Below are 13,818 nucleotides of genomic sequence, written 5' to 3' on the forward strand. Positions count from 1 at the left end.
GGGGCCATCGCGTCATGATTCGCGGCCCTCGTATTTCTGCGTATCATATTTATTTCAGTGGGTAAAATATTTACTCTGTTCGCAGGCTCCAAATCCCAATAGATTGAGGCCAACAGAAGATTCGCGGAGACAAGATGCTGAAAAGCAAGGCTTCTCAAAACTCGCTGGACCAACGGAATGCCACGCGCCTTCGGGTGTTGGAGCATATCCGAACCAAGGGGTCGATTTCGCGGATCGATATCGCATCGGCCCTGCAGACCAGCCCGGCCACCGTCACCGCCGCAACCGCTGACCTGATTTCCGCCGGCCTGGTCCGAGAGACCGAGGGCGAGGCGCATTCCAGATCGGCCAAACGCGGGCGGCCGCGGGTTCTTCTGCAACTGGACGGGCCCTCCTATCTTGTGGCGGGCCTCAAGGTCGCGCGTCAGGTCATCTCGGTCATTCTGGTCGATTTCGAAGGCAACGAAGTCACCTCGCACATGTACGCCCTGCAAGATGCCAGAATGTCTCCACGCGATTTCGTCCGCACCGTGCGCCTTGCGCTTGAGGAGACCTGCGCAAAGATCGACCGTACGATCGACGGGCTTTCAGGTGTTTCCATAGGCATCGCCGGTTTGGTCGATGCCGAGAGGAATTTCGTGCACTGGTCATCTTCGATCACCGAGCGCAATGTGAACTTCGCCGCGTTTCTGGACGAAGGCCTGCCCTGCCCGGCCTTCATTGAAAACGATGCAAACCTGGTGGCCAAGGCCGAACAGCTCTTCGGCTTGGGCAAGGGCCTGTCGAACTTTCTTGTCGTCACGATCGAACACGGTGTCGGACTGGGCATCGTTCTGGACGGCAAGCTGTTCCGGGGCAACCATGGCTGCGGGGCCGAATTCGGGCACGCCAAGGTCCAGTTGGACGGGGCGCTGTGCCAATGCGGGCAACGGGGATGCCTCGAGGCTTATGTCGGCGACTATGCATTGATCCGAGAAATGACGGTCGCCGGGCAAAGCAGCGCGCTGGAAACCGTTTCCGACATTCACGACCGCGCGCACGCCGGGGACCAACGGGCGATTTCCGTTCTGGCCCGCGCGGGCCAGATGTTTGGCTTGGGCCTGTCCAACCTCATCAATCTGTTTGCCCCCGATTGCATCATTCTGTCCGGAGCCCAGGTCAGCTTTGAGCACCTGTGTTCGGACGACGTGATGGCGCGCATTCGAAACGGAGTTGTGAATGTCGACACCGCCCTGCCCGAGATCAAGGTACATCATTGGGGCGACCTCATGTGGGCCAAGGGCGCGGCGGCCTACGGGATCGAACAAGTGTCGATCCTAAAGGTGCAAGAGATCGCAGCCCATGCGAGCTGAACTCGCCTTGGTGGCGGCCTTCGCCACGACCGCCAGTGCCGATCCTGCCATCCCCCGATATCAACCGATCGACATTCCCTCTCATGTCTACGACGGCGGCTGGGAGCATTTTGTGGGTGGCGGCGTCGCGGTTTTCGACTGCAGCGGGGACGGCTTGCCGGAACTCTTCCTTGCTGGTGGGGCGAACCCATCGCAGCTGTTCCGAAACACCTCTCAGGCGCAAATCTCCTTTCAGGCAAACACGCCGGAGCCGCTGTCACTGACAGGTGTGACCGGCGCCTACCCGATGGACATCGACGGCGACGCCATCCTGGACCTTGTGGTTCTGCGCGTTGGGGCGGACCTGTTGCTCAAAGGTGGGCCCGATTGCCGGTTCAGCCCATTCGCGGGGCTTGGTTTTAACTCCGATGACCATTGGACCACGGCCTTCTCGGCAACATGGGAACCCGGGCAGACACTGCCCACTCTGGCCTTCGGAACCTATGTGGACCGCGATAATCCGAATGGCCCATTCGAGGCATGCGGCCCCACTCTGCTGTACCGCCCCCTTGGCGAAACCTATGGCCCGCCCGTTCGGCTGGAACCCGGATACTGTGCGCTGTCGGCTTTGTTCTCGGATTGGGGCCGGACCGGGCGCGCGGATCTGCGGATCAGCAACGATCGGCACTACTATGTCCGAGACGGACAGGAACAGATGTGGGCGATGGAAGATACTCCGCGCCTGTATGATCAAGCCGAAGGCTGGCTGCCCTATTCGATCTGGGGCATGGGCATCGCGTCGCGCGATCTGACGGGGGATGGCTATCCCGATGTCTACCTGACCTCGATGGGAGATCAAAAGTTCCAGATTTTCGACCCCGAAGCCGGCGGTCCTACATGGCGTGATGCGACCTATGACAAGGGCACGACCGCACACCGGCCGCACATCGGCGCGGACGGGCGACCATCGACCGGTTGGCACGCGCAATTCGCGGATGTGAACAACGATGGGCGTGACGACATTTTCGTCGCCAAGGGCAATGTCGAGCAGATGCCGGATGCGGCGCAGGACGACCCCAACAGCCTGTTGCTGCAGCTGGAATCCGGTCAGTTTTTCGAATCCGCGGCTGAGGCCGGTGTGGCATCGATGGCAAAATCTCGCGGCGCCGCACTGCATGATCTGAACAATGACGGCTGGCTGGACCTGGTTGTGGTCAATCGCGGATCACCGGCCGAAATCTATCAGAACCAGCCCGCCGCGGGGAACTGGATCATGGTGGATCTGGGCCAGCATGACGTCAATTCGCAGGCCATCGGTGCCTTTGTCGAAGTCCGGACCGCTGCCGGAATTCAGACCCGCGAGATCACGATCGGCGGCGGCCATGCCAGCGGGATGGCCGGGCCGCAGCATTTCGGTCTGGGCAATGCCAAGACCGTGGACACTCGTGTTGTCTGGCCCGGCGGAGACCCCTCGGACTGGGAGACATACGACACCAACCGGATCATCCGACTGCGGCGCTGATCACTTGTCGACTGGCAGCCCACTGGGCACCCGCTGTGGTACACCCAGCCGTTCGGCGGGATCCTCCAGCGCGGCCAGAAAACTCAGGATGTCGTCAATCTCTGCATCTGACAGCGCAATCGGTTGCAACTCATTGGCCGCGGCGATGGCATCGACCAAGGCCGGATCCTGTAGCGGCCGTTGATCATCGGCTCCGGGAAAGGCGGGCAGCTCTGCCATTTCGATCGAGTAGCGCCGCAACGCGCCTTCGGGGTCAAGGTGGTGCCTAACCACGTCCTCGAGTCGAGCATAGGCGCCATCGTGGCCATAGGGCGCAGTCAGCGTGACATTGCGCAGCGACGGCGTTCGGAACGCAAACGCATCTTCGGCTGCACCGGTTACGCGCAGTCGGCCATCATCTCGGACGTGGTTTTCAAACCGAGCAGCCTTTCCCGGGCCGATCTGCGGCATCGCGATCGCATAAAACCCGTGGTCGGTCTGAAACCACCCCGAATGGCACGATCCGCAACCGGCCTTGCCGTAAAACAGCTGCATGCCGCGCACCGCGTCGGGCGGCAGAGGTTCCTCTCCGCGCATCGCGCGATCAAAGGGGCTGTTGTCGGCACGCCATTCAAAGGCGATAAAATCGGCAATCGCGTTGGCGATGGCTACGAACGAGACCTCCTTTTCGGGGGTCACGTCGCGGAACATCCTTTGATATTCCGGAACCGCAGCCACCTGCCCGGCGATCAGGTCCCATGCACCACCCTGTTGCGTCAGAAGGCCCAGCCGCACCGCCTTGCTGATCGGGTTTTCCGAGTAATGTCCGGCCATCTCATCCGGCGACAGAACCGGGAACATGGCCTGAGCCGCCAGTGCAGAGCGGAACCCCGGCCGCATATGCTGCCCCAACGGCGTTCTGATGCCGAAAGGTTGCTCTGGATCATCCTCGAGCCTGCCGTCGTGAAAGAACGTCGTGAACTCGGTCGCGCCAAGGTTCCAGAGGGCCGGGGAATTGCGCGGGATGCGCTGTTCGGGCAGGTTGTCGGACCCAAGCCCGCGGGCGCTGCCCAGCCCCACCCCGCCTTCTCCGATGCCCAGCGACATCCCGTCCGAGGTCCCGAACCTTGGGTGGTGGCAGGTGGCGCAACTGATGTTTTCGTTTCCCGAAAGGATCGGGTCGTAGAACAGCATTTGACCCAGTTCCACGATGGCAAGGTCGGGCTCGATGAACTCGGGAGGCGGGCCCAGGTTCTGGGCCGCTGTCCCGGTGGCAAAGCTGGCGAGAACAGCCAAGGCCGATAAGGAACGGATCACGCTCATGCCCCTGCCTCGGAGATCTCAAGTATCAGCGTCTGGTGATACGGCTTGTCGGGCGTATAAATGATCGAGGGGAACGCGGGAACGTTCGGCGCATTCGGATAGCCTGATGGTTCGATACAGACCCCGGCATGCGGCGCAAATGGCGCGGACAGATGGGCGGCAGAGTAGACCTGCGCCCCGGGCTGATCGGAATGGACCGTCATCGTCAGACCCGACGGCGCCGCAAGGGTGGCCATCGGTTGGGCCACCATACCGCGGGTGCGGAACAGAAAGAAATGATCGAGGTCCATGGCGGCCTGTCCGATCGGTTGAGAGGTCGAGAAATCCAGCCCGACCGATGCAGAGTCGACGACCCCGCCATGCGGTATCCCCTGATCGTCCAGCTCCAAGTGACGATCCGACGCCAACTGCAATCGGTGCTCGGAGATGCCTTGAGCAGACCCCAACGTATAGTAGTTGTGTTGCGCGATGCTGATCGGGGTCGGCCTGTCCGGCCAGGCGGAGATCGAATATGTCAGGCGAGGGAATTCCGACCGGACCCTGACCTCGAAGCACACAGCCCCCGGAAATCCGCCCACGCCTTGAGGCGAGACATGGACCAGCACCGACTCGCGCGGCGAGAGCTGCTCGATCTGCCAAAACTGGCGCGAAAGCCCTTCATGCCCCCCATGCAGCGTATTCGACCCTTCGTTCGCAATCAGCGCATTATGGGTGCCGTCCAAATCGAACCCTGCGTCGCCGATCCGGTTGGCGACCCGCCCGACGAGCGCGCCCAGATAGAACGGGTCGTTCAGGTATTCGGTCGGGTCGTCATAGCCAAGGATCAGCGGTTGGCCCTTGTACCACCACCCTTGCGTGATCGCCCCATAGCCCAGCAATGACACCCGCATGTCCCCGTCTTGCAGGACGATAACCGGGATATCAGTGCAATCAGTGCGACTTTTGTTCATCATCCAGCCAATGGCGCCAGGGCCGTGTAATACGCTTTGTATCGTCTGTAGGCGCTGTCATAGGCTTCGGTCAAATCACTCTGCGGTTCAATGATGGCGTCGATCTCTGGCGAGGTCATGACCTGTTCGGGCGTTGCGTCCCCGGCGGCGCACATGGCCAACCGCGCGGCACCAGTTGCAGCCCCGAATGCGCTCCCCTTGGGCAGGGCCAGCGACACATTCAGCGTGGTGGCGATGGTCTGAAGCCAATACCGGGACCGCGCACCGCCACCTACGGCAATCAACTGCGACGGTTCGGTGCCTGTGCTCCTCAGTGCCTCAAGGCAATCGCGCATTGCGAAACCGACGCCCTCCATCACCGCCTGCACCAGATCCGCCGGCCCCGAGGCGATGTCGAGGCCCAGAAAAGCCCCTCGGATGGCGCTGTCATTGTGCGGCGTCCGCTCGCCGGACAGGTAGGGCAGAAAGGTCAGCGCCGACGGCCCGCTTGGCTGGGCGGGAAGCGCCCCGGCCAGCGCCTCGACCGGCTGGCCGAGGTTGCGCGACAGCCAGTTCAGGCTGTTGGTCGCCGACAGGATGACGCCCATCTGTATCCACCGGTGAGGCACCGCATGGCAAAAGCAATGAACCGCTGTCTCGGGCGCCGGTGCATAGCTGTTCCGGGCCATCAGCAGCACACCCGAGGTGCCAAGGGACAAAAACCCGGCCCCCTCGTCGATGCTGCCGATACCGCAAGCGGCCGCGGCGTTGTCGCCAGCGCTGCCAGCGACCACAACCGGGCCGGACAGCCCCCATTCCCGAAGCAGTTCCTCCCGCAGCTCGCCACCGGGGTCGGTGCCCTCGACCAGCCGCGGCATCTGATCGGGCCTCATGTGACCCAACTCCAGCGCCCTGTCCGACCAGTCCCGCGCGCCGACATCCAGCCAGGACGTTCCCGCGCTGTCGGACATGTCACTGACATACTCCCCGGTCAGCCAGAACCGCAGATAATCCTTCGGCAACAACACCATGGCGGTCCGGGCGAACAGGTCGGGTTCATGGGCACGGACCCATTCCAGCTTGGGCGCGGTGAACCCGGGAAACACGATATTGCCCGTGATCTCGCGCATCCCGGGGGTCTGGTCCAATTCTTTGGCCTCTTGCGCGGATCTGGTGTCATTCCACAGAATGCACGGCCGCAGGACGGCGCCGTCCCGATCCAAAAACGTTGCGCCGTGCATATGGCCGCTCAGTCCGATCGCCCGCAGTTGCGCCAGCGCATCGCCGTTCGTCTCACGCAGTCGGCCCATTACGGTTACACAGGCGTCGATCCAGTCCTGCGGGGCTTGTTCGGACCAGCCCGGTTGCGGGTTCGACGTGGCGATCTCAGCCTCGGCCTCGGCCAGAACCTGCCCGGCCTCGTCCACAAGAATTCCCCTGAGACCCGAGGTCCCCAGATCCAAACCCAGATACACGAGACGCGCCCTCACCCACATTATTTTAGTTGGTAAAATTATTAACCGAGATCAGAAAATGTCAACACCGGAATCCGGCGTTCATATTCATGCGACGCAAATAGGGCGGAATGCCCGGCCCTCACCCGGCTTCTTTGATCGGCAGCAGATCAAAAGGTTCTCCGCCAAAACGCTGTTTGCGCGCTGAAGACGTAGTTCGCTACAGGTTGCCAACTTTAGCGGATGCTGCCCTATATCTCCGAGATCAAGGTGGGTGTCTCGTTGCATGACGACGCCAGCATGAGGCATGTCTGAATTTCGACCAGCAAGAAAAACGCGCGCGTTCTTTGGGTTACGTCCATCAGGTTTGACGGATGGTGACATCCCCTTTCCCGGCGAGCAAGCCTCAAGGATCCGGGCGCAGGTACAGCCAGATCAGAAAGCCCAGGTACAGAAAGACGGTGACGTTCAGAACGGTATCCAGAAACTCGCCTGTCATGGCCCTTCCTCCAGCGCCAGCACCCGGAACAGACAGACCACCAGAACCGGAACGATGAAAACAAAGGCGATCGCCGAAATTGCGATGACAGATCGCACCAGCCCGATATCTCCGACAAAGACCATGGCAAGCCCCAACGCACCCAGAATTGCCCCCCACACCGTGCGGATCCGGGGAGACGGGTTTTCATCTCCACCGGTTCCGATCATCGCAAGGGTAAATCCGGCGCTGACGACGCTGGTGACCATAAACAGAAACGCCGCGACGATGGTCGCTGTCTGCGTTAGCCCCGACAGTGGAAACCGCTGAAGCAAAGCGAATGTGGTCGCATCCAGGTTCTGCTGATTGACCACGGACAAGGAACCTTGCTGCCGCAGCGCGTCAAAAAAACCAAGCCCACCAAACACGCCAAACCAAAGGATCGAGAACAAGGTTGGCGCGACGATCACACCCAAAAGAAACGCCCGGATCGTTCGACCCCGGGAAATCCGGGCGATGAAGATACCGACGAATGGCGACCAGGCCAGCCACCAGATCATGTAGTTCAGAGTCCAATCCTGGAACCAGTTGACGAGGTCGTCACCAAAGAACTCGGCCGTGGCAAACCCTGCGGGCAGAACGTGGAACACGTATCGCCCGAAGCCGCTCACGATACCGTTCATCAGGTATGAGGTGGGGCCAAGGATCAACAGATAGATCATCATTGCCACGGCGATAAGCATCGCAGCATTGGACAGTTTGGCCATGCCGTCCCCCAAATCCCGGCGCAGAGGGATGACAAAGGCCACACACATGGCGAAAAAGACCGGAAGCGTCAGAGCCGCCGAATCCGCCACGCCAAGCAATCCGGCCAGCCCGGTTTGCACCTGAAACACCCCCATGGCCAGCGAGCCAGCCAACCCCACGGCAATGGCGACGATTGACAGAAGATCACAGCCCCAGCCCATCGCCCGTACCCACGGGGCCGACCCCAGAGCGTCGTTCAACGGCGCGCTCAGCAGCAGAGTGCCCCCACGGCGGAAGGCGAAATAGGCAATGATCAGACCGACCACCCCGTAGATTGCCCAGGCATGAAAGCCCCAGTTCAGGTAGGTTACGAACAGAGCGTTTCCGGCGGCCCTCGGATCTGGCTCGTATTTTCTGAGCTCTTCGAAATGAGTCAGCGGCTCGGCCGCACCATAAAACAGCAGCCCAACCCCCATCCCGGCCGCGAACAGCATGGCGATCCATGCGGGAGTCGAAAACTCAGGCTCGGCACCATCCGGCCCCAACCGGATGCGCCCAAAGCGCGAAAAGGCCAGAAACAGCGCAACGAACAACAGGCCGCTGGCCTCGAGCATGATGAACCAACCCCGGCTTACGAACTGCGTCGCAACCGCGGCAGACGCCAACCGGCCCAGCCCCGCCGGGTCGACAAGACCCCAAATCGCAATGCCTGCGCTGATCGCAAGCGCGATGACAAGCAGCGAGTTGGTAGATGTGCGGCGCATGGGCTTTGGTCCTTGGATTTGATCCAAAGCCGAGCGTAGAGACCCGCTTGCAACCTGTCCAGAAATCAACTCTTTCGAGAATTTTGTTTGAGAACAGCCGAATATCTGTGCCTAATGGCGGAACCGACCAACGGTGGCGGGCCGCAACGGCGCTGAGCCCGCAGGAGACGTGCATGGCAACTCAACCCAAGGCCGACAACCAGCGCGCGGGCAAGCTTGGGCTGACCTTCTGGTATCAGCTGGTTGTTCTGCTGTTTCTGACCATCGCGTCATTGGTGCTGGCGTCCTCGGTTCTGATACCGCTTTCCTTCGCCATACTGTTGTTTGTGCTGCTCACTGCAACATCTGACCGGATCCACCGGATCGTCATTCTGGGCCATTCCGTACCGAAATGGATGGCGCATCTTGGGGCCTTGTGCCTGATCCTGTTTGGATTGCTGATCATCCTGTCGATCCTGTCCAGCCAGGCCGGTCTGGTGTCCGAGGCTTTTCCGAAATACGAAGAGCGCCTGTCCGGTATTCTGGCAAAACTTGTCGCCCTCGTCGGCAACGAGAACTATGCCGCGGCCCAGAAGGCGCTGAGCCAGATCAACCTGTCGGGTTTTGCCGGCAGCATCATCGGGTCCGCTGGCGCCTTTCTCAGCGCCTTTTTCCTTGTGCTGCTCTATGTGCCGTTCATGCTGGTCGAACGCCTGCCGATGCAGACCAAGATTGACCTCGCGATCTCGGATCCAACTCTTGCCAACAAAGTTCGCAACGTGCTGCACAGCACGTCCGCCAGCATCCAGCGCTATGTCGGGATCAAGACTTTCGTCAGCGCGCTAACCGGGTTCGGCAGCTTTCTTGTCATGTGGGCGGTCGGGTTGGATTTCGCCGAGACCTGGGCGGTTCTGGCCTTTCTGTTGAATTTCATTCCCACGGTCGGCTCGATCATCGGTGTCGCCCTGCCCTCTCTGGTCGCTCTTGTCCAGTTCGAGGAACTCAGCCCGTTCCTGATGGTGTTGTTGGGGTGCGGGGCCGTGCAATTCTCGGTCGGCAATATTCTCGAGCCGACCTTGCTGGGCAAAAGCCTGAACCTGTCCCCGCTCATGGTCATACTGGCTCTGACATTCTGGACCGCGATCTGGGGCATTCCAGGTGCGCTGATGAGCGTGCCGATCACTGTCTGCATCATGATCATTCTGACCCACATTCCAGCCACACGCCCCATCGCCATACTTATGTCGGGCGATGGCCGCGTGGGTCCCAAAGACTGATCTCGATGCCGCCAAACCGGATTATCGGCCCATCGCCCGCGCGACTGGCCGCTTCACGAAAGGACAACGCCAATGGTTACCAAAGCGGAACTTGAACAGCAGGTCGCTGAGTTGAAGCGACAGCTTGAGGAGCAGGCCGAGGACAAAAAGTCGGGCGCGCGCAACGCGGGCGAAAAGGTGAAAGAGGCCGTCCAGGACATTCCCGATAAGTTGTCGGCCGAGTTCGAAGACTGGTCCGGTGAGATAGAGACCGCGCTGGCCGAGCTGGATGCCATGGCACACAAGAAAGCCATCCTGTTCGCCCTAGGCGTTTTTGCTCTGGGCTACTTGATCGGTCGGTCCAGGTAGGAGACAGTCAGATGAGCCGTATTTCCCGAAACATTTCCATCATCCTGCGCACCGAACGGCTGATCGCTCAGCGGAACATGACCGTCTTGGCCAAACGCGCAGGCTTTTTCGCCGCAGCCGGATTGGCGGGCGGGTTGGCCATAATCATGCTGAATGTCGCAGGCTATCTTGCTCTGGCGTCAGTGATGACCAAGCCGTTGGCTGCACTGGTCATCGCCATGATCAACCTGATCGTGGCGCTGATACTCGCGGCCATCGCCAACTCGGTCAGCGCCGAGGCCGACACTACGCCAGTAGCAGAGCTGCGCGACATGGCGATCGGCGATATCGAGGCCGAGGTTCAAGACATGATGTCAGAGGCTCGCGAGACGGTTCGCGACCTGAAAACCGTCTCGCGCGACCCTCTGGGAACGATTGCCCCCGGGTTGGTGACAATGATCGCAAGCGCCGTTCTGAAACACCTGAAGAACCGCAAAGAGTAGGCGGCGACTGCCGCCCTAGACCGTCGCTCCTTTTTGGCGGATCAGACAACCAATGCTGCTGGCGCACACACCGACCAAAACGCCGATGATCAGTTCCATGGGCTCGACCTTGGCAAAGGTCCAATGCGCAAAAGCCAGCGTTTCCAGTATTCCGATCACCGCGCCCATGGTCGCGGCCAACCACAGTTGGCGGGTCATCATGCCCACCGCAAGGCCCAGAATGCCGGGCAGGCTCAGGATGTTGCCGCCGATTGTTCCAAGAATCTCAAGCATGTCGTGCCACTCCTAGTCGGATGTGCTGTTCAGAAATGACCGGATCTCGGCCGCGCCGGTACTCTGCGCCACCTCGGTGCCGGTCACCGGATCCAGCGAGGCGACCACTTTCTGATACTCCTCCAGATAGCCCGGCGGCAGGCTGTGCGCGATGCCCTGGTGGCAGTCGATGCAGGTCATGTTCTCGTCGATCGCACGCTGGTGTTCGTTTGCGGCGCGCGTCTCCTGAATGGTGAAGTCCATGTATTCGAAATTGTGACAGTTGCGGCATTCGCGGCTGTCCGAGGCCTTCATCTTTTTCCACACGGCCGAGGCCATCTGCAGGCGGTGATCCTCGTATTTCTCGGGCGTGCTGATGGTGCCGACCAGCTCGTGATAGACGTCTTTCACTGCCATGATCTTGGCTTCGATCTTGAAGCTCCATTCCTTGGGCACGTGGCAATCGGAACAGATGGCCCGTACGCCGGAATGGTTGTTGTAGTGGATCGTTTCCCGGTATTCGCCAAGGTTGGTTTCCATCGTGTGGCACGAGACGCAGAATTCTTCGGTATTCGTCATCTCAAGGGTCCAGTGGAACCCACCCCAGAACAGGATGCCGGCCAGAAAGCCCGCCAGAACCAGAAAGCCTGCGCTGAACGCGGCGGCCGGAGTCCAGATCCACGCCCAGATGCGGCCGATCAAGCCGCGCTTTTCAGGAGAGTCTGCCATATTTGGTGCTCCTTTCAGTCCAAAGCTGGATCAGTTTCCGGCCGAGGGCTGGAACAGGTTGTCGACCAGGGCCGGCGCATCCGCCTGCGGCACATGGCACTGGTTGCAGAAATACCGGGTGCCCGCGATCTGATCGAGCTCGTTGCCTTCGCGATCCAGATAGTGGGTCATCGACAGGGTCGGCGCGTTGCGCTCACCGGCCTTGGTCCAGTCGTGGCAGGACAGGCACTGATTGGTGCGGATGTCGATCTGGTACTGGTCGATCTTGTGCGGAATCAGCGGCGGCTGCTGGCGATAGTTGCGCTGCATGCGCCCTTCGATGTTGCGGTGCACATCATCTAGGATGGCCGGATCATCGATATCCACGCCTCGCAACGTGGTCACGGACGCGGATTGCGCAAAGGCAAGCCCGGTCACAAGAAGAACAGGGATCAGGGCTATTGCGCCTGTCGCTATTGATTTTTTCATCTTGGCACTCCCTTAAGCAGGTCTGGCGGCGCGCGGTTCTGGCGCGGCGGCTGGATCGGGTGGCGCGACGACGGCGTCATCGAACCGGTGGGTAAGTTTGAATACGTCGACCGAGCACACGTCGATGCAGCGGCCGCATGTGGTGCAATCGGGCGACAGGATCAGCGGGCTGGATCCCGGCTTGCCCTTCAGTGCGGGCGAGATCACCTGGTTTTCTGGACAGACCGCATAGCAATCCATGCAGTCGTCACAGGCGGCGCGATTGGTCGCGCTGACCCGCAGCAGGCTCTTGGCGCCGATCAGGCCGTAGAAGGCACCGACCGGGCAGATATGGCCGCACCATCCGTGCCGGGCCACGAACAGGTCAAAGACAAAGATCGCCACGACCATCGCCCAGACAAAACCCATGCCAAAGACCAGCCCGCGGTGCAGCATGGTGATGGGGTTCACCAGTTCCCATGCAATCACGCCGGTCAGGGCGGACACGATCAGAACGGTCGCCAATATCCACAATCGGGTGCTGCGTTTGGGCTGCCAGCCTTTGGACAGGTCCAGCCGACGGTGCAGCCAATGCGCGGCATCCGTGACCGGGTTGATCGGGCACACCCACGAGCAATAGACCCGCCCTCCGATCAGCGCATAGGCCACCAGAACGATCAGCCCGCCGATCAGCGCGGTCATTTCCGGCCAGTGGCCGGCCACCAGCCCCTGCAGCAGGATGAACGGATCGGTCAGCGGCAGCACGTCCAGCGTCAACGATCCGGCCAGCGTGCCCTTGACGATCCAGATGCCGAACCACGGTCCCAACAGGAACAGCGCCAGAAAGAACACCTGACTGAACCGCCGCAGCAGCAGGAACCGATGGGCGCCGACCCATCCCTTGACCTCGCGGGCCTCGTGCCCGACGGGCATATGTGTCCGCGCCGTCATTGGCCTGCCCCCGGAAGGTTGTAGCCCGGTTCGTACCCGCCCGGCGCGGCAAGGTTGTCCGCGCCCGGTCCGGGCAGGCGATCGGGCAGGTCGATGATGCCTTCGACCAGCGGCCCGCCCTTTTCGGCCTTTTCTTCCCATCCCTTGCGGTAATGCTCGGCCGAACTGCCGCGCGCCAGCCGTGCGGGCAAAACCTTGATCGCCGCCTCGGGCAGAACGCAGCTTTTCTCGCAGACGCCACAGCCGGTGCAGCGGTCGGCATGAACCGTCGGCGCAAAGATCGCGTGGTGGCCGGACCGGTCGTTGTGCGACAGTTCCAGCGTGATCGCCTCGTCGATCACGGGGCACACGCGATAGCACACGTCGCAGCGCAGCCCCAGGAAGTTCAGGCAGTTCTCCTGATCGACCAGAACCGCAACACCCATCTTGGCGCCGTCGATATCCTGCAACCCCTTGTCCAGCGCCCCAGTCGGGCAGGCCGCAACACAGGGGATATCTTCGCACATCTCGCAGGGCACGTCGCGGGCGATGAAATACGGCGTACCGGTCGCCATCGCATCGACTCCCAACTCGGCCAGCTTCAGCGTGTCATAGGGGCAATCGCGGACGCACAGCCCGCAGCGGATGCAGGCACCCATAAAATCATTTTCGGGCAATGCCCCCGGCGGTCGCAAGGCCTCGGCTGGCAGGGCGCGGGCGTCCCGGGCCAGATAGGCCAGCACCGACCCGGCGACCAGACAGCCACCCGCCGCGCGCGCCGAGTCCTGCAGGAACCGGCGCCGTTGCGGCGAAAGAGGTTTGCCGACCAGAGACATTACACGCGACC

General features: G+C 61.2%; 14 protein-coding genes. 5 read left to right on the forward strand and 9 right to left on the reverse strand.

Going from position 1 to position 13,818, the window contains the following annotated elements:
- Positions 1-134: 134 nt before the first annotated feature.
- A complete protein-coding gene (locus AC2FNL_RS15070) occupies positions 135-1,352 on the forward strand; it encodes an ROK family protein (RefSeq protein WP_480752527.1) in 1,218 nt (405 codons plus the stop codon).
- Positions 1,342-2,853 (forward strand): CRTAC1 family protein, encoded by a 1,512-nt coding sequence (locus AC2FNL_RS15075; protein ID WP_170339574.1) that lies wholly within the window; start codon positions 1,342-1,344, stop codon positions 2,851-2,853. The genes AC2FNL_RS15070 and AC2FNL_RS15075 overlap by 11 nt, the downstream gene beginning before the upstream one ends.
- Here the strand turns inward: AC2FNL_RS15075 and AC2FNL_RS15080 are convergent, their stop codons facing one another.
- The 4 genes from AC2FNL_RS15080 to AC2FNL_RS15095 all read right to left on the reverse strand — a co-directional run bounded on the left by AC2FNL_RS15080 (position 2,854) and on the right by AC2FNL_RS15095 (position 8,527).
- Entirely contained in the window at positions 2,854-4,155 is a 1,302-nt protein-coding gene (locus AC2FNL_RS15080; RefSeq protein WP_496834147.1) for a cytochrome-c peroxidase, read from the reverse strand.
- A complete protein-coding gene (locus tag AC2FNL_RS15085; RefSeq protein WP_496834148.1) occupies positions 4,152-5,108 on the reverse strand; it encodes an aldose epimerase family protein in 957 nt (318 codons plus the stop codon). The genes AC2FNL_RS15080 and AC2FNL_RS15085 overlap by 4 nt, the downstream gene beginning before the upstream one ends.
- The gene (gene xylB / locus AC2FNL_RS15090) at positions 5,105-6,559 is read right to left on the reverse strand and encodes a xylulokinase (protein WP_496834149.1); all 1,455 of its coding nucleotides are present in this window, start codon (positions 6,557-6,559) and stop codon (positions 5,105-5,107) included. The genes AC2FNL_RS15085 and xylB overlap by 4 nt, the downstream gene beginning before the upstream one ends.
- Before the next feature lie 474 nt (positions 6,560-7,033).
- Entirely contained in the window at positions 7,034-8,527 is a 1,494-nt protein-coding gene (locus AC2FNL_RS15095) for a BCCT family transporter (protein ID WP_496834150.1), read from the reverse strand.
- A gap of 173 nt (positions 8,528-8,700) precedes the next feature.
- Here AC2FNL_RS15095 and AC2FNL_RS15100 point away from each other — a divergent pair, with 173 nt between their 5' ends.
- The 3 genes from AC2FNL_RS15100 to AC2FNL_RS15110 all read left to right on the forward strand — a co-directional run bounded on the left by AC2FNL_RS15100 (position 8,701) and on the right by AC2FNL_RS15110 (position 10,613).
- On the forward strand, positions 8,701-9,783 hold the full coding sequence (locus tag AC2FNL_RS15100; protein WP_496834151.1) for an AI-2E family transporter: 1,083 nt from the start codon (positions 8,701-8,703) through the stop codon (positions 9,781-9,783).
- A gap of 72 nt (positions 9,784-9,855) precedes the next feature.
- Positions 9,856-10,131 (forward strand): hypothetical protein, encoded by a 276-nt coding sequence (locus AC2FNL_RS15105; RefSeq protein ID WP_496834152.1) that lies wholly within the window; start codon positions 9,856-9,858, stop codon positions 10,129-10,131.
- 11 nt (positions 10,132-10,142) lie between these two features.
- Positions 10,143-10,613 (forward strand): phage holin family protein, encoded by a 471-nt coding sequence (locus AC2FNL_RS15110; protein WP_496834153.1) that lies wholly within the window; start codon positions 10,143-10,145, stop codon positions 10,611-10,613.
- Between the two features lie 15 nt (positions 10,614-10,628).
- Here AC2FNL_RS15110 and AC2FNL_RS15115 read toward each other — a convergent pair whose 3' ends face one another.
- From AC2FNL_RS15115 to napG, 5 genes are read right to left on the reverse strand one after another with little or no spacing between them, the layout of a single operon-like run.
- Entirely contained in the window at positions 10,629-10,886 is a 258-nt protein-coding gene (locus tag AC2FNL_RS15115) for a hypothetical protein (protein ID WP_093964456.1), read from the reverse strand.
- 12 nt (positions 10,887-10,898) lie between these two features.
- Entirely contained in the window at positions 10,899-11,594 is a 696-nt protein-coding gene (locus AC2FNL_RS15120) for a NapC/NirT family cytochrome c (protein WP_170585062.1), read from the reverse strand.
- 30 nt (positions 11,595-11,624) lie between these two features.
- A complete protein-coding gene (locus tag AC2FNL_RS15125) occupies positions 11,625-12,062 on the reverse strand; it encodes a nitrate reductase cytochrome c-type subunit (RefSeq protein ID WP_170339556.1) in 438 nt (145 codons plus the stop codon).
- Between the two features lie 12 nt (positions 12,063-12,074).
- Positions 12,075-12,992, reverse strand: coding sequence for a quinol dehydrogenase ferredoxin subunit NapH (gene napH, locus AC2FNL_RS15130; RefSeq protein ID WP_170365084.1), 918 nt, complete (start codon positions 12,990-12,992; stop codon positions 12,075-12,077).
- A complete protein-coding gene (gene napG, locus AC2FNL_RS15135) occupies positions 12,989-13,807 on the reverse strand; it encodes a ferredoxin-type protein NapG (protein ID WP_170434149.1) in 819 nt (272 codons plus the stop codon). The genes napH and napG overlap by 4 nt, the downstream gene beginning before the upstream one ends.
- Positions 13,808-13,818: the final 11 nt, after the last annotated feature.

The sequence above is a fragment of the Ruegeria sp. CRTD044 genome (assembly GCF_059613485.1).

Coding starts and splice junctions, on each gene's coding strand:
- AC2FNL_RS15105 (WP_496834152.1), top strand. CDS start 9,856: ATGGTTACCAAAGCGGAACTTGAACAGCAGGTCGCTGAGTTGAAGCGA.
- napH (WP_170365084.1), bottom strand. CDS start 12,992: ATGACGGCGCGGACACATATGCCCGTCGGGCACGAGGCCCGCGAGGTC.
- AC2FNL_RS15100 (WP_496834151.1), top strand. CDS start 8,701: ATGGCAACTCAACCCAAGGCCGACAACCAGCGCGCGGGCAAGCTTGGG.
- AC2FNL_RS15080 (WP_496834147.1), bottom strand. CDS start 4,155: ATGAGCGTGATCCGTTCCTTATCGGCCTTGGCTGTTCTCGCCAGCTTT.
- AC2FNL_RS15095 (WP_496834150.1), bottom strand. CDS start 8,527: ATGCGCCGCACATCTACCAACTCGCTGCTTGTCATCGCGCTTGCGATC.
- AC2FNL_RS15115 (WP_093964456.1), bottom strand. CDS start 10,886: ATGCTTGAGATTCTTGGAACAATCGGCGGCAACATCCTGAGCCTGCCC.
- AC2FNL_RS15125 (WP_170339556.1), bottom strand. CDS start 12,062: ATGAAAAAATCAATAGCGACAGGCGCAATAGCCCTGATCCCTGTTCTT.
- AC2FNL_RS15120 (WP_170585062.1), bottom strand. CDS start 11,594: ATGGCAGACTCTCCTGAAAAGCGCGGCTTGATCGGCCGCATCTGGGCG.
- AC2FNL_RS15085 (WP_496834148.1), bottom strand. CDS start 5,108: ATGATGAACAAAAGTCGCACTGATTGCACTGATATCCCGGTTATCGTC.
- AC2FNL_RS15110 (WP_496834153.1), top strand. CDS start 10,143: ATGAGCCGTATTTCCCGAAACATTTCCATCATCCTGCGCACCGAACGG.
- AC2FNL_RS15075 (WP_170339574.1), top strand. CDS start 1,342: ATGCGAGCTGAACTCGCCTTGGTGGCGGCCTTCGCCACGACCGCCAGT.
- AC2FNL_RS15070 (WP_480752527.1), top strand. CDS start 135: ATGCTGAAAAGCAAGGCTTCTCAAAACTCGCTGGACCAACGGAATGCC.
- napG (WP_170434149.1), bottom strand. CDS start 13,807: ATGTCTCTGGTCGGCAAACCTCTTTCGCCGCAACGGCGCCGGTTCCTG.